Source organism: Tenuifilum thalassicum (assembly GCF_013265555.1).
Classification (GTDB): Bacteria; Bacteroidota; Bacteroidia; order Bacteroidales; family Tenuifilaceae; genus Tenuifilum; species Tenuifilum thalassicum.
In genome coordinates, this window is sequence record NZ_CP041345.1 from 648,285 (window position 1) to 673,912 (window position 25,628).

Here is a 25,628-nt window from a genome sequence, read left to right on the forward strand (position 1 = left end):
ATATATGAAGCGAATAGTTGTACTAGGAGGAGGCGAAAGTGGTGCAGGTGCAGCAGTGCTAGCGCATAAAAAGGAGTTCGATGTGTTCCTGTCCGATTCTTCGGCAATTAAACCACGCTATAAGGAGTGGTTAAACAAGTACGGCATCCGCTTCGAGGAGGGGAAGCATACCGAGGAGTTAATCCTTAACGCCGACGAGGTGATTAAAAGCCCTGGTATCCCCGACAATGCCCCTTTGGTAGTAAAGATTAGAGAAAAGGGGATTCCTGTGATTTCGGAGATAGAGTTTGCAGGACGTTACACTAATGCCTATACCGTCTGTATTACTGGTAGCAATGGAAAAACCACTACAACTTCCCTTATATACCACATGATGCAGAAGGCAGGCCTTAATGTTGGTCTGGCTGGTAATATCGGAAATAGCTTTGCCTACCAGGTTGCCGAATGTAGCTACGATTACTATGTGATTGAGCTTAGTAGCTTTCAGCTCGATGGTATATACAACTTTAAACCCGATATTGCGATTCTGCTAAATATAACTCCCGATCACCTGGATAGGTATGACTATAAAATGCAGAATTATGTAGAATCGAAATTTCGCATTACCAAGAACCTATCGGAGGATGATTGCTTTATCTTCTGTTCCGACGATTCCGTAACCGTTGAGCAGCTAAAAAGAATAGTGCTACGCGCCCAGCAGCTTCCTTTCTCACAAAGAGAGAAGGAAAACCAAACTGCATGGCTCGAGGACCTAGATATGTTTATTAACTATAATAACAGCGACTTCAGCATGTCGATAAACGACCTTTCTCTTAAAGGTAAACACAATGTTTACAACTCCATGGCTGCTGGTATTGCAGGCCATGTGCTAAATATCCGTAAGGATGTAATACGAGAATCGCTATCGGATTTTCAGGGCGTTGAGCATAGGCTTGAGCGTGTGCTAACAGTAAGAGGGGTAACCTATATCAACGATTCAAAAGCTACCAACGTTAATTCGGCTTGGTATGCCTTGGAAAGCATGACTACACCAGTGGTTTGGATTGCAGGTGGAGTGGATAAAGGTAACGACTATTCTGAACTTATGGAACTAGTTAAGACTAAGGTGAAAGCCCTTATATGCCTTGGTACCGATAATTCAAAGTTACATGCTGCCTTTGATGGTGTTGTACCTGTGGTGGTTGATGCTTTATCGGCTGAGGAAGCAGTGCAGCAGGCTTATAAACTTTCGGCACCTGGCGACACCGTACTTCTCTCTCCTGCATGCGCTAGCTTCGATTTATTTGATAACTATGAAGATAGAGGACGGAAATTTAAACAAGCAGTACGAGCATTGTAATTTGCAAATTCTGAGCTATGAGTAGTTTATTTGGAAAATATTTAAAAGGCGACAGGGTAATTTGGATAATTGTGATTTTCCTTTACCTGGCTTCGCTTTTGCTAATTTATAGCTCATCAAGTTCTCTTGCTTTCCGTTATCATGGCGGAAATACAACCTATTATCTTTTTAAACAGTTTGCTTTTCTTGTATTTGGGTTCTTAGTAATGTGGTTTGCTCATCTTATTAAATACAGCATATGGTATCACCTTTCAAATATTTTAATGCTGATTACAACACCCTTACTTCTATTTACCCTGCTTTTTGGTCGAAATCTTAACGCTGCTTCGCGTTGGTTAGAGGTGCCTGGTTTGGGAATATCACTTCAAACTTCCGACATTGCAAAAATCGTTTTGGTAATATTTGTTGCTAAGTACTTATCAAAGAAACAAGACCAACCGCGCGATTTTAACCATTTTATTGTACAGCTAATAATACCCGTTGGTTTTGTATGCGCATTGATTCTACCCGCAAACTTTTCAACGGCTGCCCTGTTGGGCTTAACATGCTGGATAATGATGCTGGTTGGTAGGGTTAACCTAAAACATCTTTTCGGAATAACAGGTATAGGTGTTGCTTTTCTTGCTTTGTTTATTGTTGTTTCGCTTCAGTTTAAGAACATAAGCAGGGCCCAAACCTGGATTAATCGTGTTGAAAACTTTATTAGCGAGGACAAGGGAAGCGACAACTACCAGTTAGAGCAGTCGAAGATTGCAATAGCAACTGGAGGAATTGTTGGTAAGGGACCTGGGCGTTCAACCCAGCGAAACTTTATTCCGCATCCCTATTCCGATTTTATATATGCTATCATTATTGAGGAGTATGGGGTTTTGGGTGGAATGTTTATACTGAGCCTTTACTTGATCCTACTTTATAGAGCTGCGCTAATTGTGCGAAAATCGAAACGGACATTCCCAGCGTTTCTTGCATTTGGTTTAGCTTTGCTGCTCACACTCCAAGCTTATGTTAATATGGCGGTGGCAGTTGGGTTAATTCCTGTTACTGGACAACCCCTCCCGCTTGTGAGTATGGGTGGTTCATCGTTAGTGATTAGCAGTGGTGCTTTGGGAATAATTTTAAGTGTAAGCCGAAGTCAAAGCAAAAAGGAACTATTTGATGGAGAACAACCAGTTACGGATAATAATTAGTGGTGGCGGAACTGGCGGGCATATCTTTCCTGCCATATCAATTGCCAATGCCATCAGGGAAATAAGACCTGATGCCGATATTCTTTTTGCAGGTGCCGAGGGTAGAATGGAGATGGAAAAGGTTCCCCAAGCAGGGTATAAGATTGTAGGCCTGCCGGTTGCTGGTTTCTCACGTTCTCTCACTCCTAAGAATTTGATTGTAGTTTTAAAGTTAATGAAAAGCCTTATAAAGGCTTACAGAATAGTTCGTAACTTTAAACCACATGTTGTTGTTGGGGTAGGAGGATACGCAAGTGGCCCTATTGTTAAAGCAGCACAACGATTGAACATCCCTACACTACTGCAGGAGCAGAACTCATATGCCGGAGTAACCAATAAATTGCTTGCCAAAAAAGCTAAAAAGATATGTGTGGCATATGAGGGAATGGAACGTTACTTCCCTGCCGATAAGATAATGCTTACTGGTAATCCCGTTCGCCAAGATATTGAAAACCTAACCGTTACACGTACCGAAGGACTTGCCCATTTTGGAATTGACCCAAGCAAAAAGGTGCTCTTGGTTCTTGGCGGTAGCCTTGGTGCTCGCACGCTGAACCAAAGCCTTTTAGGTAAGCTTGATGTGGTAAAATCGAATCCCGATATTGTTGTAATATGGCAAACGGGTAAGCTCTATTATCAAACTGTTAAGGAAGAGCTAGAAAAGAATCCTGTGGAGAATATTAGACTTTTCGATTTTATCCGTAGGATGGACTTAGCATATGTGGCAGCCGATGCAATAATTTCTCGTGCTGGAGCGGGAACAATATCGGAGCTATGCTTGGTAGCAAAACCATGCATCTTGGTTCCTTCGCCCAATGTGGCCGAGGATCACCAAACCAGGAATGCGCTTGCATTAGCCAATAAAAATGCTGCAATCATGGTTTCCGATAGTAAAGCTTTGGAACAGCTTGTTAACGAAGCATTTGCTTTACTTAACGATGAAAGTTTGCAGAAAACCCTTTCGGAAAATATTGCCAAGTTAGCCCTGCGTAATTCTGCAAAGGTAATTGCCGAAGAGGTTTTAAAGCTAACCAACACAAACAGTAAATAGAGCTATGGAACTTGAGAATGTAAAACGGGTTTACTTTTTGGGAATTGGGGGCATTGGAATGAGTGCCTTAGCTCGATATTTTATACACAAAAATTTACCTGTTGCAGGTTATGATAGGGTATCAACTGAGTTAACCCAAAAACTTGAACAGGAAGGTGCTACCATTCATTACTCCGATGATATTAATAGCATTCCAGACCTTTTTAAACAAAAGGAAGGAACGCTTGTGGTTTATACACCAGCTGTACCCAATAATCATGGAGAATTAATGTATTTTACTCAGGGAGGATTTGAGGTTAAGAAGAGGTCCGAAGTGTTGGGAATAATTGGTAAAAGCTATAAAACTCTTGCGGTTGCTGGTACACATGGTAAAACCACAACATCTACCATGCTGGCTCATATTATGGCAGGATACACAGGCTGTGATGCCTTTCTTGGAGGAATCTCCCGTAACTTCGATAATAACTTGGTTTTACAGGATAAAGGGAAAAAATTTCTTGTTGTGGAGGCCGATGAGTACGATCGAAGCTTCCTTACGCTAAATCCTTACTTGGCAATTATAACCTCGGTTGATGCCGATCATCTGGATATTTACGGAACGTATGATGCCGTAAAAGATGCTTTTGCACAGTTCACCTCACAGATAAAGGAGGAAGGGTACCTAATCATCAAAAATAATATCAATTTTAATCCTAAAGCACAGAATGTGAGTGTTTTAACTTATGGGTTCGACAATACTTGCGACTTTTATCCCTCTGATATTGAGATTGAAAACGGGCTTTACCATTTTTCTTTGAATACACCCAATGGTAAGGTTGCGAATCTTAAATTGGGTACACCTGGCAGGTATAACCTTGAAAATGCAATTGCGGCATCGGCTGCAGCGGTCACCTTGGGGATTGACAGCCATATGTTGGCTGAGATGCTGGCCTCGTTTAAAGGTGTTCAACGTAGGTTTGATGTTAGGTACTGGGGCAAAAAAATTGTCTATATGGATGATTATGCTCATCATCCTCGTGAGATTGAGGCGCTTATTCACTCCATTCGGGATGTATTTCCAAACAGGAAGATTACTGGAATTTTCCAACCCCACCTTTACTCTCGTACACGCGACTTTGCACCAGAATTTGCTGCTTCGCTCGACCTCTTGGATTTCTCGGTAATAACAGACATTTATCCTGCTAGGGAATTACCAATTCAAGGTGTTTCACCAGAGCTGATTAGTGGCTTTATGAAAAATCATAACAGAAGGGTGATTGAAAAAAGAAATATTCTCGATTGGATAAAATCGGCTGAGATTGATATTTTGGTTACCATTGGTGCAGGTGATATTGATAGGATGATTCCAGAAATTGTTAAGATTGTTCAAGAAAAGGAGATAGAGTAGCTATGAATAGGAAGTTGCGCATAGGGTTGAAGCTCTTCGGCTGGATTTTTGTTCTGGTCTGGCTGATTTATGGCTTGAACTATGCCAATAAAACTTACAATAGCACAAAATGTACTGCTGTTAATGTTAGGGTGATTGATAGCTTACAGGTAAAGCTTATTGATGCTAAGAAGATTCACAAGGCCATTATTAGCTCAAAAAATTCACCAATAGGAATGCCAATAAAATCGATAAATACTTATAAGTTAGAACAGGAGATATCAAAAATGGCTGCTGTGCGCGATGTTCAAATTTTTAAAACTGCAAGTGGCGAGATTAACGTCGAAATTAAGCAACGCCGGCCTATTCTTAGGGTATTTAACGCAAAAGGCCAAACCTATTATATTGATGATGCTGGAAAGGTATTACCACACTCGTCGGGGTTTGCAGCTAATACTATTGTTGCTTCTGGAAATATAAGAGAGCCATTCAGAATTGAGCCAAATTTCGATATATCAAAATATGCCGATAGCTCAGTTGGTGGTAAGCAATCATTAATCTACAAGCTTTATAAGTTTGCCAAATATGTAAGCCGAAACAGGTTCTGGAATGCTCAAATAGAGCAGCTTAACGTACAAGATCCCAACAATGTCGAAATGGTTCCTTTGGTAGGACCGCACGTGGTGAACCTTGGCGATTTGAGTAATTTTGAAATAAAGCTGAAGAAGTTAAAGCTACTTTACCAGAAGGCACTTCCAACCGAGGGTTGGAATAAATATAGCTATATCAACTTAAAGTATAAAAATCAAATAGTTTGCACAAAAAATATCTATTATGGCACAAGACAGTAACTCATACGTAGCGGCAATCGACCTTGGTACTACAAAGGTGGTAACCATTGTAGGTAAGCGAACCTCTACCGGTCGCTTACATGTGGTTGGTTTTAGCACAACCGAATCAACTGGTATTAAAAAGGGGATGATTCAAAACATCGATGAAACGGTTAAGGCAATAGAGAAGACCGTTCGTGATGTGGAGAATCAAATAGGTAATAAAATAACTTCGGCCTTTGTTGGAATTGCTGGTCAGCATATTCATAGCATAAAGAACTTTGGGTACATCACTTTAGGACCGGAAGAAACAGAAATTAAACGCGATGATATTAAGCGTCTAATTGCCGATATGTACAATATTCCCGTTGAAACTGGCGATAGCATTTTGCATGTACTACCACTCGATTTCTCAATTGACAATGTAAAGCTTGAGGATGATAATCCGGTGGGTATGCTAGGTCGTCGGCTTGGAGCGAACTTCCATATTGTTATCGGCAAAACCTCATCGGCAAAGCACATTGAGCGTTGTGTTGAGCGAGTTGGCGTTAAGGTTTCGGAACTTATTCTGGAGCCATTAGCATCTTCTAAAGCTGTTCTTACCGAGGAGGAGAAAGAGGCTGGAGTAGCACTTATCGATATTGGTGGTGGTACAACCGACCTTGCCGTTTACTACAACGGCATTGTTCGTCACACAGCCGTAATCCCCTTTGGTGGTAACATAATTAGCCAGGATATTAAGGAGGGATGCCAGATTCTACAAAAGCATGCCGATTTGCTTAAATGCCATCATGGTATTGCACTAACTAGCATGGCGCCCGATAACAAGATTGTTACTGTACCTGGTATTAGCGGACGTGAGCCTAAGGAGATATCAATGCGTAGCCTGGCTGGTATAATTCAAGCGCGTATGGAGGAGATTCTCGACTATGCTCTTTACGAAATTCAAATGTCGGGTTTTGCCGATAAACTCAGCGCTGGTGTAGTGTTAACTGGTGGGGGCGCACTTCTTAAGCATTTAGTATCGCTTATTAAGTTTCATTGGGGCTACGATGTGCGCATTGGATACCCTTCGGAAGGGCTTTGCTCTGAATCGGTGGAGCAATATAATTATCCGCAGTACTCAACTGCTATTGGTTTAGCAATTATGGGGCTGGAGCGTATTGAGGCTGGCGAAGCTAAATCATGCACTGGTAATAATTTGCAACACGACGAACAGAATGGTGAAGAATCCGACGATAAACCAAACAAAAAAAGCACAAAGCGACTGTTTGGTATGAAATTCTACGATGCCATTTCAAAACTCTTCACCGAAGAGGATATGGAAATGTAATGCAATTTGTCTTGTGCCAGCTATAAAACTATTTGATTAAAACTAAAAAAACATACATCATGGGTGAGGATATAATAAACTTTGATCTGCCTGTAGTTAACGAATCGATTATAAAAGTAATCGGTGTTGGAGGAGGTGGTGGTAATGCGGTAAACTACATGCATAACATGGGCATAAAAGATGTTGATTTTGTGCTTTGCAATACCGATGCCCAAGCGCTAATCAACAGCCCAGTTGAAATGAAAATCCAGCTTGGCGCTACCCTAACCGAGGGGCGTGGCGCAGGCAATAAACCCGAAATTGGTAAGCAAGCTGCCATTGAAAGCTTATCGCAGATAGTTGACCTTTTACAAAAAAACACCAAAATGGTGTTTATAACTGCTGGAATGGGCGGTGGAACAGGAACTGGTGCTGCACCAATTATAGCAAAGGCCGCCAAAGAGTTGGGGATTTTAACTGTAGCCATTGTTACCATTCCATTTCGTACCGAAGGTCGAAAACGTATGACACAGGCCATTGAGGGCATCAAAAATATTAGCCAGTTTGTCGATTCGCTGCTTGTGATTAACAACGAGAAACTTTTAGAGGTTTACGGAAACCTTAAGCTAACAGAGGCCTTTGCCAAAGCCGATGATGTGTTGGCCACTGCAGCAAAAGGTATTGCCGAGATTATAACCGTGCATGGCTATATTAACGTTGACTTTGCCGATGTTGAAACCGTAATGTACAATAGCGGTGTAGCCCTTATGGGCTCTGGTAGAGCTAATGGCGATAACCGCGCGCTAGAGGCTGTTAAAGAGGCACTTGAATCGCCTCTGCTGAACAACAACGACATTTCTGGTGCAAGGAATATCCTGCTAAATATCACCTATGGACAAGATGAGATAACCATGGAGGAGGTAGGCGTTATTATTGATTATGTTCAGCATGCTGCTGGCGACGACGCCGACCTTATTTGGGGTAATGGTTGTGACCCATCACTTGGCGAAGACCTGAAGGTGACTGTTATTGCAACTGGTTTTGGTACTAGCAGCATACCAGAACTTTACGTCAAACAACGCAACATTGAGGTAGTTTCCTTAACAACCGACAAGCAAACCACAAAGGTTCAACAGGTAAGCGATTTTCCCGAACCAACTAAACCACCACAGGATAAGCCTCGAAGCTCCAAAAAGGGAACTCCAATAGATCCTGCTCAGCGTGTAATTGAATTTGATATTGATTCCGATATCTTTGAGGTTAAAACGGTAAATACTAATCATGTAAACCAACAAAATCCTGAACCTGCAAAGCCCAAGCCTGTACCTAAACCTGCCAATGCTCAGCCAACACCATTTACAGGGAATGGAAGCAACCGCTGGGCTAATATCGATGAGCTGGAAAATGTTCCAGCCTATAAACGTCGAAATGTAAACATTGAGCCTACGGAAGTGCCAAAGTCAACCCCAATTTCCCGCATCTCCCTAACCGACGATGATGACATAGTTATAAATCCCGAAAATCCCTACCTGTACGATAACGTGGATTAAAACATTTAAAACCAAATATTACACTACTAAACCGCCAGCTTATATTGGCGGTTTTATTTTATTGATAATATCTTCTTTTAAAACATCAATTTTAATTATTTATGAAAAGTATTTGGGCTATTTTTACTATGATTATCTGTTTTTAAGTCCTATTAAATATAAATGAATTATTAAACTTTTTGAAAGATAAAAATGGCTAAATCGTTCTCTATTCTGATATTCATTTACCTTGTGGTTCCTGGTATTTCTAAAAATACGATTGGCAAACCGACCGATTGGATTGAAAAGGACTCAACTTGCTTTGCACCCGATGAGGTTAAGTTAGAAATGGAGAGGTGTTGGAGTGCATATAAAAGTTACGCTTGGGGGTTTGATGTACTTCATCCTTTATCAAAAAAAGGGTCTAACTGGTATGGAAAATCCATAGGAATATCACCTATTGATGCCTATAGCACCCTTGCAGTTATGGGGTTTGAAAAAGAGGCAAAAGAGGTTGAGGATTACGCTTTAACTCTTTCGTGGGATCAAGATATTTATGTACAAGTTTTTGAGGTAAATATTCGGGTTTTAGGAGGTCTTCTTGCTATTTATGAAAACACTAGGAACGAGGAAATTCTTAAAAAAGCAATTGATTTGGGCAACAGGTTATTACGAGCGTTTAACTCACCAACAGGAATTCCTTACCACTCAGTGAATCTTAAAACAGGAAAAACCTCAGGACCTCAGGGCGAGGGCAAAGGTAATATTGTTAATACTGCACAGGCCGCTAGTTACCTGTTTGAGTTTGGAATTTTAAGTTACTACTCTCAGGACCCCCGTTACTACCAAGCTGCATTCAGGGCAACTAAGGCAATTTTTGAAAGATATTCCGAAATAGGTCTACCTGGCGATTTCATTGATGTAGAATCAGGCAAGTGGGTTAACAATTGGTCGTACCTTCAGGCTGGTGTTGATTCCTACTTTGAATATCTTTTAAAAAGCTATTTGCTTTTCCATGATAAACAAGTTAAGAATATGTGGGAGTTTAGCCTGAAAAAGATTAAGCTGTATTATACCGATGAGTACCAAGGTAAATTATTTTACGCATGTGTTAACATGCATACTGGGGAAATTGTTAAACGCTCAATTTCTTTATACGATGCTTTTTTCCCCGCGGCTTTAGCACTATATGGTGATATTGAACTTGCTGAAAAAAGCATGGAAACTTGGGATTGGCTTTGGGATAAGTTTGGTTTGCTGCCTACAAGGTACATGTATAGTAACGATTCTATAGAGTATTCCAACTCTGAGCTTAATCCCGAAATAGTTGAATCTGCTTACTACCTGTATAGCATTACAGGGAAACCAAAATACAAAAAAATGATTTGCAAGTATTGGTCCGATATGGTGTCGTGTTGTAGAAATAGTGTAGCATTCAATGCTGTTGAGGATGTAAGAACTAAAAAGCCTAAAGACCTTCTGGAAACCTACTTTTATGCCGAAACACTTAAATACTTTTATTTATCTTCACTTAGTAAAGACCAGTTTAACTTCGAAGACTATATCTTCAATACCGAAGCTCATTTTTTTAAGAAAAGCAACTTTGATAGCGAAAAGGCTAAACTATATTTAGGTATCCAGCAAACAGGCCAATAGTGCCCTTTAAATTGAGATACTGTTTTAGTTTGTTTTGTAATTGATTTTTGCATCGTTTAAGGGTTTGCAAGTTTGAGCATCTATTCTCAAGTGCTAAAAATCTTAATATTAAGGTGCGATTTTTTAAATTGATTTGTGATAGATATACAAAAATTAAACATTGTTGGTGATTATAATGTTAGTAGTTTGATATTAAAAAAGGAATCAAAATGAGAAAATTAGGATATCTAATAATTGCATATGTTGTATTGGTGATGTATGCTATGCCATCGTATGGCCAAGGTTGTAGCGATGCAGGTTTTTGTACTATAAATAGTTTTAAGCCCAACAGCTTGGATAGTGCTACTATTTCAAACAAGCAGATTAAAGTTGGTGCATTTTATGGGAAAGCCGATAACTCAATTTTAGTTTATGGTAACTATTTGGAATATAACCAACAGCTAACTGATAAATTTGGTTTCAATGGTAAGATAACATCGCTTGCTCAAAGTGGGAATGGGATTTCGGTATTTGGTCTGTCAGATATTTTTTTGAATGCCACCTACAAGGTTGTTGACAACACAAAACTAACTCTAGGTGTTAAAGTACCACTCTCAGCTGCTGGTAAAACCCACAATGGTTTACCATTGCCTATGGATTATCAGGCCAGCCTGGGAACCTTCGACCTTGTGGTTGGAGTTGCCTATCAAATTAAGAAAGTACAGCTTGTTGCTGCAATCCAGCAACCCATTACCCAGAATAACAACATGTTTATTGCTAGCTCATATCCTGCAGAATCTAATTTAAGTACTTTCCAGTCGACTAAAAATTTTAAAAGATCAGGCGATGTGTTACTTAGAGTGTCATACCCCATTAGCATTGGCTCTAAACTTGTTTTAACACCAAGCCTGTTACCAATTTATCACCTGTCGAACGACAAGTTTACAAATGAGTTAAACATAGAACAAGAAATAGCTGGTTCAAAGGGGCTCACCTTAAATGGGAACATCTACTTTGATTATAATGTAAGCAAAAGTTCTACTATTCAACTCAATGTAGGAATGCCTTTTATTGTTAGAGATGCACGTCCCGATGGGCTAACAAGAAGTTTTATAGCTAACCTAGAATATCAATTTAACTTTTAAGTATTTTTGAAGAAACATAGTCTTTGGTAGATTTGAATTAGAAAAATTATGTTGTATTACGATTAGAACAATTGTTATTAAATAGCATTCTAGAAAAATCTAAATTTCAAAAAAATGCTTGAGAATAAATTTAGCTTTGGTTTCTTCCCTACACCATTACACGAGTTAAAATGGATAACAAAAGAGTTCCCCGATTATAACATTTTTATCAAAAGGGATGATAATACAGGACTTGCTACTGGAGGAAACAAGACACGAAAGTTAGAGTATTTAGTTAAACAGGCAGTTGACTTAGGATGCGATACTATAATCACTGCAGGTGCACAGCAATCAAACCATTGCAGGCAAACAGCAGCAGCATGTTCAAAAGTTGGCTTAAATTGCCATTTGTTATTACGAGGCGATGAACCTGATACCTATCAAGGTAATTTGTTGCTATCAAAAATACTTGGAGCTACTTTGCATTTTGCTGGTGATGATGTAAAAGCTCAAACTCTTGAGTTTTTTAAACAGAAACTCGACAATGAGGGAAAAAAATGCTACGTTATACCCTATGGTGGATCGAACCTAACTGGTGCACTAGGCTTTGTAAATGCTGTTAAAGAGCTAAAAGAGCAGCTGAGCGCCATGGAGCTTGACATTGACTACATTTTTTTCGCCTCATGTTCTGGTGGAACACAAGCAGGTTTAACCCTAGGCCGAGAACTTTATAAGCTGAAGGCCGAACTAATGCCTATTAGTATTGATAAGAATGAGACGAATGGTCTTACACTTGAACAAGCCATTCTAAACATAGTTTTGGAAGGTGCTCAAAAGTTAAACATAACGAAGCAGTTTCAACTTTCTGATATTAAGCTGCTAAGAGGCTATGATAGTGCAGGATACGGAGTAATTACTGATAATGAAATAGATGCTATTAATTTGATGGCTAGGAATGAAGGAATTCTTTTGGATCCTGTCTATACCGGTAGGGCCTTTTGGGGGATGCTTGACATCCTGAAACGAAAAGCTATACCTTCTAAGTCAAATGTTTTGTTTTGGCACACTGGAGGATCCTCATCGCTGTTTTATTATAACGATATATTTGATAAATAAGTCGAAATACGTTGAGGCTTAGAGTTCATTTGTAAATCTCACTCGCGGTGGCTGAGTTCCCTTTCGGTGGCTGAGCCTGCCGAAGCCACAGCACGAATGCTTGCCGAAGCCACAGACACACTTGATAATAAAAAAACACCTCAGAAATGAATTATTCTGAGGTGTTTACACAGTAAGTATTTAACCCTTTAGTTCTCCATTAACACCTTAATAGCTTTTTCTAGCTGTTGGTCGCGCCCAAAAGGAGCAACCGAAGGTTCGTTGGGCACAACGTAATCGGGAACTGTTTCCACGTTTTCCATCCAGTTGCCATACATATCCTTGGCACTAACTGGTACCATTCCCCAAAGTACTTGCCTATCCTGTAGCCGCTCCCAACCTGCAAAGCTGCATGTTCCCGGGACAGGCATGCCTATAAGTTTACCAATACCAAGCTGTTTGTAACCGCAGGCAAAACAACTACCATCGCTATAGTTTGCCTCATTCACCATTGCCACGGTTGGTTTGGTCCAGCGGAAGGTTGGTTCAACGCCAAGCTGGCGAATATGGTTGTGGTATTCAATAAACTTCTTACCAGTAAAGAACATGGCCAGGTCCGAAACCAAATCGCCACCACCATTGAAGCGAGTATCCACAATAATGCCCTCTCTGTCGAAATACTTGCCCATCATTTCGCCATAGATGTTCCGATATGGGCCATCGCTCATTCCTGGAATATGGACGTATCCCAGCTTACCATCGCTTAGCTGCTCTACCTCATCGGCATTGCGTTTAACCCATCGGCGGTATAGCAGCCTAGATTCTTCTGATAGATTTGTTGGTTTAACTGTTATTTGTTTCTCTTTTACTGTTAGAAGATCTTTAACAGAAATCAGTAAATATTGGTCTGCTTTGTGGTTTAGATAGTAGGCCCAATCCCTGTCATTAGATATGCTAATGCCATCAATTGATGTGATTATAAAAGGTGCTTTAAGGTTGAACTCTTTGCGGTCGAGCGGACCACCAACAAGTATCTCATCTACTTTAATCCCATTGCCATTGTAGGTTAGGTCAGGAATGATTCCAAGCGATGCTGTTTGGTCGGCATTTGATTCGTAGTTATAGTAACGGGCGCCAGAATGCGAAACGTTAAGCTCACCAAGCAGTTCGCTTAGCAGCTCAGCAAACTCAAAGCTGTTTCCGATATGTGGAAGGAATTGCTTATAGTGATCAGTCATTGCATCCCAGTTTATTCCGTGGTAGGTAGGCGTATAAAAACCTTTTCGGGTACGAATTACCACATGGTTAAACATGGCAAGCCGCTCCGCTGGAGTATCGATAATGGCATCCGCTTTAACCTTAATGGCTGTATGCTTTTCCTTGTCAACTTCAACTTTATAGATTTTGCCATCGGCAAGCATAAACATGTTCTTCTCATCCTTATCCCAATAAAGGCTAGCATTATCAGCATCCATGATGATAATGATTTTAGCCTCTTTCTCCCTGATGTTCATGGACCAGAGGTTGTAGCCTTTATCGTAGCTGGCAAGATAGTAAAGTGTTTCTCCATCCTTGCTAAGCAGAGCACCAGCAATATCGGTAGAGGTTGTGGTTAAGCGTGCTACTCTGTACTCAAAACCATCCCAATCGAATTTGAGTGAGCTGTCTGCCTTTTGCTCCTTGTTTTTTGATTTTTTCTTTTTGTCTTTTCCCTTATCGTTAGCCTTTTTCTTTTCATCCTCTTTTTTCTTCTTTTCAATGGCCTTAAGCAGGTTGTATTCGTCTTTGCTTAAACGGAATTTATCCCATGCTTCGCGAGTTAAAAATAGGGTGTAAACATCGGCTTGGCGTTCGCCGCTATTGGCGTAGCTCCTTAGGCCTTGACGTGTCGATAGCCAAACAACCTGTTTTCCACCATTAGCCCAAATGGGTGAGAAATCGTCGTAACCATTCATGGTTAGGTTTTTGAATGGAACGCTACCGTCGGCGGAAACTAAAATAACCTCCTGGTTGGCCATGGTTGGAGCATACTCCACTAAAAGCCATTTGCTATCGGGACTCCAGGTAAAGTACTGGTCGCCATCGCTCATGTAGTATAGCTCATTAGGCGTTAGCAGGGTAAAAGTTTTTTTGGAATCTAAATCTAGAACTTTCAGCGTCATCCTATCCTCAATGAAAGCGATTTTTTTCCCATCGGGCGAGGGCAGGGGGAGGTAGTTGTCGTGTTCGTTGCTAATAAGGGGTTCCTCATTGATTAGCGTAGAGGCGAAGAAGAAAGGTTCATCATCTCTTACTTTGGTGGCTTTAAATATTTGCCAGCGTCCATCGCGCTCACTAGCATATACTAGCCCTTTGCCATCGGGTAGAAACTCAACAAATCGTTCTTGTTCTGAAGTTTGGGTAATTCGTTTTGTAAACTCGCCATCAACCGAAGTAACAAACACCTCGCCGCGGGCAATAAATGCCACCTCTTTGCCATCGGGCGATATGGCTATTTCGCGAATGCTTCCGTTCAGATTGGTAAACTCCTCGGGGTTCTTATGGTAATCGTTGCTAATGGAAATGTTAACTTTTTGAGGTGACTTGGTATTCGGCTGTAGCGTGTAGATTCCACCATCAAAACCAAAGCAAAAGGTTCCACTGTTGCTAGCTGATAAAAACCGAACAGGGTGGGTATTGAAATCGGTAACCTTTGATACCTGGTTGGGTTTGGAAAGCGAGAAAGAGTAAACGTTAAAGCTATCCTCTTCGCGTAGGAAGTATATGACCGAGTCGCCAGGTGCAAAAACCGGATTTCTATCCTCGCCTTTGTAATCGGTTAGCTTTGTGAATTGCTTGGTTTTAGTATCATACATCCATAGGTCACGTGCAATACTTGATTTATGATGCTTGCGAAACTCGTTTTCGCCTCCTTTTTTATCGTGATAAATAATAAAACGGCCATCGGACGATATGTTAACAGCCTCGGCCGGAACAGGTAAGATTTGAGTCACTAAACCTCCATGGGCAGAAACAGAGTATAACTCTGGTTGCGATTTTGTAGGGTAAAGTCTACTGGTAGCAGGGTCGTAACGAGTAGCCCCAAAAACAACTGCGCTATCGTTGGGGGTGAATGCATAGGGTAGTTCATCGTTTGAATGATAGGTGAGTCGAGTGGGAGTTCCCCCATTTGCTGGCATAATGAATACATCCATATTCCCATAGCGGTTCGAGGCAAAGGCAATTTTTTTACCATCGTTGCTCCATACTGGCATATAATCGTGAGCAGGATGCGATGTTAGCGCAGTTGCTTTACCCCCTTGCGCCGGAACTGTGAAAATATCACCTTTATATACAAATGCAATAGTTTTACCATCGGGTGAAATTGATGGATAGCGATACCAGCTTACATCGTTTTGCGAAATTGCTGATAGTGAAGTCAATCCAAACAGTAGGAATAGTAGTCTTTTCATGCTTATTTTTTTTGTGATAGTTCCTTTATTTCAAAGTTAGAAATTATACCATTAGTTTTAAACGCGTAATAGTAGAATGTTATTTTTAGATTAAACAAATTTGATTGGTTTAATGTTGAGTCCTAAATTTTAATAATTTTGAAATAAAATTGATTTTAAATGTTTTCGCTGAATAATACAGAGAAAGTTTTTGAGGATTGCAGTAACTTTAAGTTGTGGGCGAATAGTATTCTCCTTGGTGCATTATCGAAAAATAGGTTAGGTAAACTGATAGTGTTCGCTTTACGGTTTTTGCCAGCTTACTTTGGGAGGCATCTCATGAGCATGTTTTCCTGTGAAAGCGATTTTGATAGTCTTAAAAGGATAGTTGAATACAACCATCAAAATAGGGTTTCCAGCCTTGTGTTTCCTTTATGCAATTTGAGTGATAAATGCTGGGATAAAATTTTTGAGTTGGTAAAAAGTGATTATGTAGGCTTAAAATCGATACTTTTTGAAGTAGAGAACTATATCGATGAAAGAATTTTAAACCTGGTTTTAAAAGGGGGACTTCTTAATACACATGATAAGGCCGATTATCAACTTTTTTTGGATAGGTTAGATAATTTGTGCTCTGTTGCTGAGGAAAGGGGAAAATCGGTTGTAATTTTTACTAAAAAGATTCATTTAGCCCCTTATGTCAAGAAGATGGCTGTTAGCCTAATGCAGAAATATAATAAAGAGAATGTAACTGTTTATTTTGTGTTTCAGCTATGTTTGGCTGGTGTTTTTGATGATATTGTTGAGCTTGTGCATTCATCGGTAAATGAAGATTTTAAACCTGGAATAGCCATAACAAAATTTTTTGTAGAGGATAATAACAAAAAGGGAAATGATATGAATGGCGGTGTATGCCATTCATTCACGGCAACCAAAAGAACATATCGAGATGTAACAAAGTATTTGTTGAATAATATTGATAACCTATCATTAAAAGTTGTAAGCCATAATCCAAGCAACTTACTTTTTATTGTTTCATTAATGGATACGTTAGGAATAGGACCTACATCGCCAGATGTGGTTTTGGGTCAACGTTATGGTATGGCGCCACATATAAGCTATAATTTAGCTGCAAGTGGATTCAACTCTGAAATAATTATTCCCTTTGGAAAGACCAGAGATGTTTTAGCTCATTTGCAAAACTTGTATAGATTAGACCCTTCGCTTCCATTGATATTTGCTGAACTGAACTATGCTATTAGGTTAGAGCTGAAACGTAGAAAACTTGAAAATAAAAATAGTTTTGAAACTTCGATATAGATTTTAAAAGTTGGTGTCTTTTAATGGTTTAATTTTATTTTGCGCATAACTTTATTTGCTTGAATTTAATAGTTTAAAATATATAAACATGAAAGTCGACAATCAGGATACTGTATATGGAATTCATTCACTGAAACTAGTGCTTGCTGTTGTGGTAATTATTTTCATTGTACTTCTATATGTTACTAAACTGTCAGTTTTTTTTGAGGAGAAAATAGGTGTTTCGACAGGATGGCTAATTGCTATTATTGTTTTATTGTACCTGTTGTTTTTTGCCTACTTTATTTGGAAAGGAGCAGCATACCTTTCGTACATCGACGATGGGAATAAAATAGTGATTCGAACATTCAAGTTAGCACCATGGGGCGGGAAAAAGATTTCGATGGAAATTCCATTTGATAAGTTCTACAAGTATGAAATAGTTGGAAAATGGCCCAAAAAAGAGTTAGTTCTTTACGTTAAAAAAGGGAATCAGATACTTAGATATCCTCCAATTTCAGTAAGTTCGTTAACCAACGAGCAGTTCCAACAAATTAAAAAGTCATTAGATAGCCTATCTCGATAAATCTATGGCTGATAATGAGTTGTTGTATCGGATTGCAATTGAGCTTATTCCCAAGGTAGGAAGTATTACTGCCAAGCGGTTAATTGCGTATTGTGGTAGCGCTGAGGCTGTTTTTAAGCAGAATAAGGCTGCTCTGCTCAAGATTCCTGGCGTAGGAGCATCAGTGGCAACCGAAATAGTAAATCAAGCTGTATTACATTTAGCCGATAAAGAGTTGTTGTTTATAGAGCGTTACAATATACGTCCGCTTTACTTTGCAGATTCCGATTATCCTGAACGCCTCAAGCAATGTGAGGATGGACCAGTAATGCTGTATGTAAAAAGCAACTCAGATATCAATTTTAATTCCGATAAAATAGTAAGTGTAGTTGGAACCCGGAGAGCAACTGATTATGGGAAGGATGTTTGCAATTCTATTGTCTCAGGATTAGCAGCGAAAGGGTTTAAACCAATAATTGTGAGCGGCTTGGCATACGGTATTGATGTTACAGCTCATAAGGCTGCATTAGAGAATGGTTTACCTACAATTGCAGTTTTAGGGCATGGCCTTGATACTATTTACCCAATCTCACATCGAAATATAGCTCGTGAAATAGTTGAAAATGGTGCGCTTGTTACCGATTTCATTTCAGAAACACCATTCGATCGTACAAACTTTTTACGCCGTAATAGGATTATAGCAGGCCTAGCAGATGCTACCATAGTTGTAGAAAGCGCCGAAGAGGGTGGGGCACTCGTTACAGCCGATATTGCAAACTCATACAATAGAGAGGTTTTTGCTGTGCCTGGAAAGGTAAATTCAAAATTCTCAAAAGGATGTCATAGCCTGATAAAGCAAAACAAGGCAGCCCTAATTGAAGATGCCGACGACCTTACTTTTATGCTCGGGTGGTCTTTAGATAGGGTAGCAGATAAGAAAATTCAACAGTATTCCATAAACTTTGAGCAATTTTCTGAAGATGAGAAAAAAATCCTTAACTTTCTCAAAACAAATGGCGAGCAGACAGTTGATTTAATTGCTGTTGGAACAGGGTTGGCCGTTTCTAAAGTGTTGTCGCTTTTATTAGGTTTAGAGTTTAGTGGTGTTGTTAAGAGTAAACCTGGAAAGGTTTTTTGTGCAAATGTTTAGAAAGCATGGCAAAAAAAGTCAAAAAGAATAGAATAGTAACATGGATTCATAAGGCTGAGCGCTTTATTACGCATGACCTTTGGAGCATTCATCTTGAAGATTTGCCACCCCGGCTACGGTGGGTTTTTAAGTATCTTAGGGTATTTATGCTTGCATTAAAGGGGTTTACTGAGGATAGGGTTATGGTTAAGGCTTCGGCGCTAACCTATTACACTCTCATGTCAATTGTTCCAATTTTTGCTATGGCTTTTGGAATTGCAAAAGGTTTTGGTTTGGAGAAGTATTTAGAAGAACAGATTAAAACACAATTTCAAGGCCAGGAAGAGGTGATGACCCGTGTAATAGATTTTGCAAACTCATTGCTAGCCAGAACAGGAGGAGGAATTATTGCAGGGATCGGTATCGTTGTGCTATTCTGGTCGGTTATAAAGGTACTATCGAGTATAGAGCATGCTTTTAACGATATATGGCAAATAGAGAAACCAAGAACCTGGTTGCGCAAGTTTACCGATTACCTAACCCTAATGCTAATTGCGCCTGTCTTATTAATATCATCGAGTAGTATGCACATATATTTGGCTACCCAGGTTACTTCATTTGCTCAGGACTATGAGATGATTAGCTACATAAGTCCCGTGATTTTTAAACTTCTACAACTCCTGCCTTATGTGCTGATTTGGATATTATTTAGCGTGATTTTTATAGCTATTCCTAATACTAAAGTTTCTTATCCTTCAGGGATTATAGCTGGTGTAATTTCTGGTTCGGGCTTTGTAATTGTGCAATGGTTATATATAACCCTTCAGATTGGCGTTTCTAGGTATAATGCCATTTATGGTAGCTTCGCAGCATTGCCACTCTTTTTGATTTGGTTGCAAACAAGCTGGCAGATAGTTCTTTTTGGAGCAGAAATTTCATTTGCCTATCAGAACGTTGACATGTACGAATTTGAAAAGGAAACAACCCATATTAGCCATAGAAACTGGATTAGCTTGGCAGTTTTGGTGCTTAGCACCATTGTGAAGCGTTTTGTTCAGGGCGAAAAACCGCTTACATCGTTAGAGCTATCTAGGGGCTTAAAACTACCTCAGCGATTAACGCGCAACCTTTTAGATACCATGGTCGATTGTGGCTTGCTAAACGAGGTGGTAACTTCTGAATCAAAAAATCCCGCATACCAACCCGCACGTCATATCGACCAGTTAACCTTAGCCTTTGTTGAGGACAAACTTGAAACACATGGGTTTGTTATTGAACCCAATACCGACGAAATGGCTAAAGTTAAGAAGGTGTATGAGGGTTTGGCTGCCAAGTATTCCGAACTTACCTCTGAGGTTCTTTTAAAGAACTTGTAACTACCACTTTTGCCAGTGAATGTTTTCAGTAGTAAACTTATCTTTTGGATGATGTTCGCCCTTTGGGTAGCCAACAGGTATTACGTTTAATGGTATAATGTGATCGGGCAGGTGTAAAGTATCCTTAACAACCTTAACCCGCTCATCTCGAGGATAAACACCAGTCCATACCGTTCCAAGGCCCATGGCTTCAGCAGCAAGAAGTATGTTTTGAGTTGCAGCTGAGCAGTCTTGCACCCAATACCCCTGCGGGCTATCGCCCGATTTTGACAGATCGCCACAAACCACGATAGCTGCAGGTGCTTCAAAAAGCATTTTTGCATAAGGTAAACCTTCGGCAAGTGCATCTAGAACGCTTCTTTCAGTTATGATAATAAAGGCCCAAGGTTGAAGATTACGCGCCGATGGAGCAGCCATCCCGGCACGTGCAAGCTCTTCAAGCAGCTCATTGCTAACTGGTTCTCCTGTAAAATTGCGAACGCTTTTCCGAGATAAAATATTATCCAAAGTTTTTCCTGGTTTTTTACTTGTATTCATAGCTGAAGTTTGTTAAGATTAACACTAAACTTAATTTTTCCCTGCCATTTGCCCACATGCTGCTCCTACCTCATTCCCCTTTGACTGGCGTATAGTCCAGAGCACTCCGTACTGATTAAGTAAACGTGTGAAGTTATTTAGCTCTTCGGATGTGGGCTGGCTGTAATTTGCTGCGGAATGCTCATTCCAAGGGATGATGTTTATGTGGTATTTTAGCCCTTTCAGGAGTTCTGCTATTGCTTTTGCATGTTCATGGCTTAAGTTAACTCCCCCTAACGCTACATATTCAAACGATAATCGCAGCGGTTTCCCAATTGGATAACGTTTTAAAAGTGCCACCATATCATTAATGGGGTTTTTGTGCTCAGAAGGCAGCAGCTGGGCTCTTTCGTCCGGAAATGGGGAGTGGAGGCTTATGGCTAGATTACACTTAAGTTCCTTTAAGAACCTTTCCAAACCGTTGAGTATTCCAACGGTTGAAAGCGTAATGTTTGATTTACCTAATGCAGCTCCCCAATCAGCTGTGAAAATGTCTAGGGCTTTGGTAACCTCATCGTAATTATCGAACGGTTCGCCCATTCCCATTAACACTATTCGGTTTACCAACTTTCGTTCTGGAATGGCAAGTAGCTGCTCAACAATTCGGCCTGCACTTAGGTTCCCTCTAAAGCCAATACTTCCGGTCATGCAGAACTTGCAGCCCATTCGGCAGCCTGCCTGTGTGGATACGCAAAGTGTTTTGCGTTTCCCATTATCCATAAATATCGATTCGTAGTTTTGACCCTCAGCATTAGTGAAAAGGTAACGTACTGATCCATCTGCCCCTGGAAAGCGTTTGAATGCTATATCAGACAATATATCTCCATTTAAGGCAATTATTTCATTAACTATCCTTTTAGGAATATCGTTAATTTCGTTAAGCGATTTTACTTGCTTGCGATAGATCCATCGAGAAATTTTGTTGCCATAGGAACCATTAAAACCTGCTGAGATTAGTAAATCAGTAATCTCATCAATATTAAGCCCGATTAGGTTTGTGCTCCGTTGCATTACATAACTTTAGTTAGTGCAAATTTAAGATTCAATGTTGAAAAAAGATAATTCAGTACCAGAGTAATAAAGAGAGGTTTTTTTGATAGAGCAGGTTTATCGTCATAGCTGCCATAGGATTACAGGCTCACATTGCTTTGCAAGGAGGCGTAGATATTACAACCAATTATTTTAGGAATACTTTTAGTAATGGATAGAACTTCTGCTAAAAGTAAAATAATCTAAATGTCATTAGTGTTTAAGTTGTTGGTTTACAAAACCTTTAAAGTGTTTGATTTAATGTAATGATAACCAGCAATGAAGTTTTTAAAAATATGATTTAGCGTTTTTCTATAGCTTTTTGGGGTTTATTCTAAATCACTAGTGTCAGGTAATAAACCTGACACTAGTGATAAATAAATCAGTTTCTGATGATTATTTTTCTGGTTTCAACAATTTGGTTGAGCGTGTTTATAAAACTTAGCAAGTAGGTGCCTGGCGGTAAAGAGGATATGTTTATTTCAACCACATCGGAATATAGGGGTTGTCTACTAAATTCGTTGCCTATCATGTTTGATAGTGCTACAGTGTATCCCGATAGGTCGGCATCAGACGGTATTTTGATAAAAATCCTGTCTTTTGCTGGATTAGGATAAACTCTAATATTACCAGTTACATTTGGATTATCTATTAGTGTTTGGATGTCAATTAACAAGGTATCGGTAACTGTAATGTAAGTGGTATCGGTTACTGTAATTTTAGTAGTATCGTAAACTTGTATATGGGTGGTATCGTTTATTGTAATTTTAGTAGTATCGTAAACTTGTATATGGGTGGTATCGTTTATTGTAATTTTAGTAGTATCGTAAATTTGTATATGAGTGGTATCGTTTATTGTAATTTTAGTAGTATCATAAACTTGTATATTGGTGGTATCGTTTATGGTAATTGTATCATTTATAGGCAAAATTGAAATAACAGGCGACGCGATTTTTTCTATTCTGTCTGAATTAATAAAAAAGCTATCTATCTTAATATCTGTTGAAAGGCGTTCGTTCGTTTTAAACTTTAAATTTATAAGAGAACTATCACAAGGTGTAGCCCTATTCGCTTTGTAGTTTACGTGTATTAGTCCTTTTACAGGTTCGTTTACACTCACTGTATCTTTTTCAATCAATAATTTTTCATTCAGCTCATACCCTTCAAAAAATGTATTTAGTGTATCGTAAGTTGCTGTAAAAGAAAAAGAATTAAGATAATAGTTAAAATCTTTTCCGTAAGGTTCTATAGAAGAACCGGGCCTAACATTTAGGTTAATGATATTAGACGTTCGATTAAAAGTACCTGGCAGGTAAATTTTGTAACGATATGTCTGATACAATAATTTTATCTCTTTTGGAGTTAAAACTCGGTTGTGTATACGGAATTCATCTATTATATAAGGAATCCAGCCTTTATAATCTGAATGTCCAATTACTATTCCTCCCCAATGATAACTGGGGTAGGTAAAAGCTGAGGTATTTAGTAGGTCTATATTTGTTGTTTTTTTAGCTTTAAGCTCCCCATTGACATATAACCGAAGTGTCCTATTCTCTATAGTCCCAACAACATGATACCAAGTGCATGTATCTATTTTATCTGGTGAATCGATACGGTCTCCTCCCCAACCTACATCTCTAACACCAAACGCAAACTTTTTTTAACAATTAGTATCTTTGGCCATCCATAATCATTTGCATCAGAGTATATAACATGGGGATTATCATCGTTAAGCTTCGGAATATTTACCCAAAAGGAAATTGTCATTTTCCGATTTTTGTTAAAATGACTTAGCGTTCGATTCGATACTCTGATATAATTTGAATCCCCATCGAGATATAATGCAGAGGAGGGTACACCAAAATAGTTGGGGACAAACTCGCTCTTTGTGATATATTTAAAATTCCCATGACCTGATTCGTCGTAAACTGTGTCGTTCATTGAGTAATATAGAACTAATGCGTTATCGAGCTGAGTTTGCGACCTGCAGATATTGATAAACACAGGTAGAAACATAAACATTATTACAACACTAAATCGCCTCATAAACATTTTTTTAGGTTAATAATTGAATTGATTTGATAATTTACTTATACAAAGTTAGAACCTCTATATTGTATAGGATTTAAATGTTGCTTCAATTTTTTGCACTATTGTTTCATTCTATAAAAACTTTGTGTTGTTTATCGTAAAGGAAGGCAATCTATTCCATTTTAAAAGATATTCATACAGTTTTTAACCCTAAAATTTTAGTGAACATCTCAACAACAAACCCTGCCAACTTTAATATCCATAACAAGTTCAACAGGTACAATACAACACAGTATTGCTTCATTGATAACATTTGGGTTTAAGTATTATCCAATATGACTGTAATCTTATTTTAGACAGAAGGTAAAAGTTAATAAAACCTTTAACTCTTTTAGCCGAAGTTTCTATTTGAAAAGCATTCTAGGTTACTTATTGGAACCCTGCATGATATAACCTTTACTGGCCCAAAGATGATTTTTACTAATTTTGGTGACTTAAAATTCTGATATGCAATCAAATGGCTAATTATCCTTATTCTAGGTTAAAGAAATAAGGTCGTGGTTATAGCTGCCGAAAAATAGTTCTTATAACAATTTAGTATGAAAGCAAATTCAAAAAACGCCTTTTGTCATAAACCTTTCCTATTAGATGCTCTTTACTGTTTGCATTAGTTTGATAAGAAATTAGTTTCTATTCGCGTAAAAATGAGTTTTTTTTGGGGTGGGGTAGAACCCTTTTACTACAAAATCATGAGGCTATATTTTATACAGGTTTTTAGCTTTTTTAGAGGAAAATAGAGAATATGCGGGTAAAAAACGTTGATAATTTCTTAAAATTTAGTTTGAGTTGTTTGTAGCGTTTATTACTACTACTTTTCTTTTGCTTGTTGAAAATGCACCAAAAAAGCCATAACCATTATCGACATTTGAAATAACTGGGGAAGGATGGGGTACAAATGGGTCATTAAATGAGTCTTCCAAATCAGTTATTGATTCTAAAAAGTTATAAAAACAAGGTGATAGTTGATGTAAATAGATTTCTACACTATCGGACCACTTATAGGCTTCAATTTGCCAAAAATATTTTTCACCATCAAAAGAGATGTCAGATAGATTACCCTGATTAAAAAGATCTTTATTTAACGCTTCTCCATTATAAAACTCCTTTGCTGTAATGCTATAATAGTTGTGAACCTCCTTAAAATCGTTAAATGCAACAAGAATTAGAAGTTTAGATTGGTATTCATTTAGTGTATCAATAAATACAGAATCAATTGTAGGTATAGCTGGGAGTGTTTCTTTATGTGTTAAGGCTTCGGGAAAGTTATCGCTATTAATTTTTAACCAATAATTCTTGCCACGCTTTGGACTAAAACCTGTTGGCCTGATAAATATTGAATCATTTATTTTTTCCAATTGGCCTATCAGTACATCATCTTCATAAAGTTTTGCTTCTAAGCCTTTAACTTCTATACTGTTTTTTGTTAGCGGATGCTTTAAACTGTTTATTTCGACAACTAATGTATCAGCAGAGAAAAACCCATGAACTACTAGCTTGTTAATATCAACATTGTAATAAAAATCCCAATCCTTAGAAAACTCGCAGCTGGCAATCAACCCTGAAAATAATATGATTATTACCCAGTTTGTTTTCCTTTTTATAAGTGTGCTGAATAATGTGATCAT

General features: G+C 38.9%; 20 protein-coding genes and 1 pseudogene. 14 read left to right on the forward strand and 7 right to left on the reverse strand.

Annotation, left to right across the window (positions count from 1 at the left end; translation table 11 throughout):
* Nucleotides 1–4: 4 nt before the first annotated feature.
* The 10 genes from murD (at nucleotide 5) to FHG85_RS02760 (ending at nucleotide 12,528) form a co-directional block, all read left to right on the forward strand.
* Nucleotides 5–1,339 carry a UDP-N-acetylmuramoyl-L-alanine--D-glutamate ligase gene (gene murD / locus FHG85_RS02715; RefSeq protein ID WP_173072767.1) on the forward strand — a complete coding sequence of 445 codons (1,335 nt, stop codon included), beginning with the start codon at nucleotides 5–7 and terminating at the stop codon, nucleotides 1,337–1,339.
* 17 nt (nucleotides 1,340–1,356) lie between these two features.
* On the forward strand, nucleotides 1,357–2,526 hold the full coding sequence (locus FHG85_RS02720) for an FtsW/RodA/SpoVE family cell cycle protein (RefSeq protein WP_173072769.1): 1,170 nt from the start codon (nucleotides 1,357–1,359) through the stop codon (nucleotides 2,524–2,526).
* Complete coding sequence (gene murG, locus FHG85_RS02725) at nucleotides 2,495–3,616, forward strand: undecaprenyldiphospho-muramoylpentapeptide beta-N-acetylglucosaminyltransferase (protein WP_173072770.1); 1,122 nt, start codon at nucleotides 2,495–2,497, stop codon at nucleotides 3,614–3,616. The genes FHG85_RS02720 and murG overlap by 32 nt, the downstream gene beginning before the upstream one ends.
* 4 nt (nucleotides 3,617–3,620) lie before the next feature.
* Complete coding sequence (gene murC, locus FHG85_RS02730; RefSeq protein WP_173072772.1) at nucleotides 3,621–5,003, forward strand: UDP-N-acetylmuramate--L-alanine ligase; 1,383 nt, start codon at nucleotides 3,621–3,623, stop codon at nucleotides 5,001–5,003.
* A gap of 2 nt (nucleotides 5,004–5,005) precedes the next feature.
* Nucleotides 5,006–5,833: a cell division protein FtsQ/DivIB gene (locus FHG85_RS02735; RefSeq protein WP_173072774.1), complete on the forward strand. Its 828-nt coding sequence runs from the start codon at nucleotides 5,006–5,008 to the stop codon at nucleotides 5,831–5,833.
* Nucleotides 5,817–7,145, forward strand: a complete 1,329-nt coding sequence (gene ftsA / locus FHG85_RS02740; RefSeq protein WP_173072776.1) for a cell division protein FtsA — start codon at nucleotides 5,817–5,819, stop codon at nucleotides 7,143–7,145. Before FHG85_RS02735 ends, ftsA begins: the two co-directional genes overlap by 17 nt.
* A gap of 59 nt (nucleotides 7,146–7,204) precedes the next feature.
* Nucleotides 7,205–8,674, forward strand: a complete 1,470-nt coding sequence (ftsZ, locus tag FHG85_RS02745; RefSeq protein ID WP_173072777.1) for a cell division protein FtsZ — start codon at nucleotides 7,205–7,207, stop codon at nucleotides 8,672–8,674.
* A 192-nt stretch (nucleotides 8,675–8,866) separates the two neighbouring features.
* Complete coding sequence (locus tag FHG85_RS02750; RefSeq protein WP_173072779.1) at nucleotides 8,867–10,309, forward strand: glycoside hydrolase family 47 protein; 1,443 nt, start codon at nucleotides 8,867–8,869, stop codon at nucleotides 10,307–10,309.
* A gap of 209 nt (nucleotides 10,310–10,518) precedes the next feature.
* Nucleotides 10,519–11,433 (forward strand): hypothetical protein, encoded by a 915-nt coding sequence (locus FHG85_RS02755; protein WP_173072781.1) that lies wholly within the window; start codon nucleotides 10,519–10,521, stop codon nucleotides 11,431–11,433.
* Nucleotides 11,434–11,547: 114 nt separating this feature from the next.
* The gene (locus FHG85_RS02760) at nucleotides 11,548–12,528 is read left to right on the forward strand and encodes a 1-aminocyclopropane-1-carboxylate deaminase/D-cysteine desulfhydrase (RefSeq protein WP_173072783.1); all 981 of its coding nucleotides are present in this window, start codon (nucleotides 11,548–11,550) and stop codon (nucleotides 12,526–12,528) included.
* A 188-nt stretch (nucleotides 12,529–12,716) separates the two neighbouring features.
* Here the strand turns inward: FHG85_RS02760 and FHG85_RS02765 are convergent, their stop codons facing one another.
* The gene (locus tag FHG85_RS02765; RefSeq protein ID WP_173072784.1) at nucleotides 12,717–15,959 is read right to left on the reverse strand and encodes a S41 family peptidase; all 3,243 of its coding nucleotides are present in this window, start codon (nucleotides 15,957–15,959) and stop codon (nucleotides 12,717–12,719) included.
* A gap of 159 nt (nucleotides 15,960–16,118) precedes the next feature.
* Between FHG85_RS02765 and FHG85_RS02770 the strand changes: the two genes are divergently transcribed.
* The 4 genes from FHG85_RS02770 to FHG85_RS02785 all read left to right on the forward strand — a co-directional run bounded on the left by FHG85_RS02770 (nucleotide 16,119) and on the right by FHG85_RS02785 (nucleotide 20,307).
* Nucleotides 16,119–17,258: a proline dehydrogenase family protein gene (locus tag FHG85_RS02770; protein ID WP_173072786.1), complete on the forward strand. Its 1,140-nt coding sequence runs from the start codon at nucleotides 16,119–16,121 to the stop codon at nucleotides 17,256–17,258.
* 88 nt (nucleotides 17,259–17,346) lie between these two features.
* Nucleotides 17,347–17,823: a hypothetical protein gene (locus FHG85_RS02775; RefSeq protein ID WP_173072788.1), complete on the forward strand. Its 477-nt coding sequence runs from the start codon at nucleotides 17,347–17,349 to the stop codon at nucleotides 17,821–17,823.
* Between the two features lie 4 nt (nucleotides 17,824–17,827).
* Nucleotides 17,828–18,952: a DNA-processing protein DprA gene (gene dprA / locus FHG85_RS02780; RefSeq protein WP_173072790.1), complete on the forward strand. Its 1,125-nt coding sequence runs from the start codon at nucleotides 17,828–17,830 to the stop codon at nucleotides 18,950–18,952.
* Nucleotides 18,953–18,957: 5 nt separating this feature from the next.
* Nucleotides 18,958–20,307 carry a YihY/virulence factor BrkB family protein gene (locus FHG85_RS02785; protein WP_173072793.1) on the forward strand — a complete coding sequence of 450 codons (1,350 nt, stop codon included), beginning with the start codon at nucleotides 18,958–18,960 and terminating at the stop codon, nucleotides 20,305–20,307.
* Here the strand turns inward: FHG85_RS02785 and FHG85_RS02790 are convergent, their stop codons facing one another.
* From FHG85_RS02790 to FHG85_RS02815, 6 genes and pseudogenes are all read right to left on the reverse strand, one after another.
* Nucleotides 20,308–20,844 (reverse strand): nitroreductase family protein, encoded by a 537-nt coding sequence (locus FHG85_RS02790; RefSeq protein WP_173072795.1) that lies wholly within the window; start codon nucleotides 20,842–20,844, stop codon nucleotides 20,308–20,310. It abuts the gene before it with no gap.
* 30 nt (nucleotides 20,845–20,874) lie between these two features.
* Nucleotides 20,875–21,894 (reverse strand): 23S rRNA (adenine(2503)-C(2))-methyltransferase RlmN, encoded by a 1,020-nt coding sequence (gene rlmN, locus FHG85_RS02795; RefSeq protein WP_173072797.1) that lies wholly within the window; start codon nucleotides 21,892–21,894, stop codon nucleotides 20,875–20,877.
* Nucleotides 21,895–22,294: 400 nt separating this feature from the next.
* A complete protein-coding gene (locus FHG85_RS02800; protein WP_173072799.1) occupies nucleotides 22,295–23,254 on the reverse strand; it encodes a T9SS type A sorting domain-containing protein in 960 nt (319 codons plus the stop codon).
* Between the two features lie 63 nt (nucleotides 23,255–23,317).
* Nucleotides 23,318–23,524 (reverse strand): annotated as a pseudogene (locus FHG85_RS13380) (LamG-like jellyroll fold domain-containing protein); the annotation flags it as partial.
* A gap of 17 nt (nucleotides 23,525–23,541) precedes the next feature.
* Nucleotides 23,542–23,958, reverse strand: a complete 417-nt coding sequence (locus tag FHG85_RS02810) for a botulinum neurotoxin N-terminal receptor binding domain-containing protein (protein ID WP_173072800.1) — start codon at nucleotides 23,956–23,958, stop codon at nucleotides 23,542–23,544.
* 821 nt (nucleotides 23,959–24,779) lie between these two features.
* Nucleotides 24,780–25,628, reverse strand: coding sequence for a DUF4249 domain-containing protein (locus tag FHG85_RS02815; RefSeq protein ID WP_173072802.1), 849 nt, complete (start codon nucleotides 25,626–25,628; stop codon nucleotides 24,780–24,782).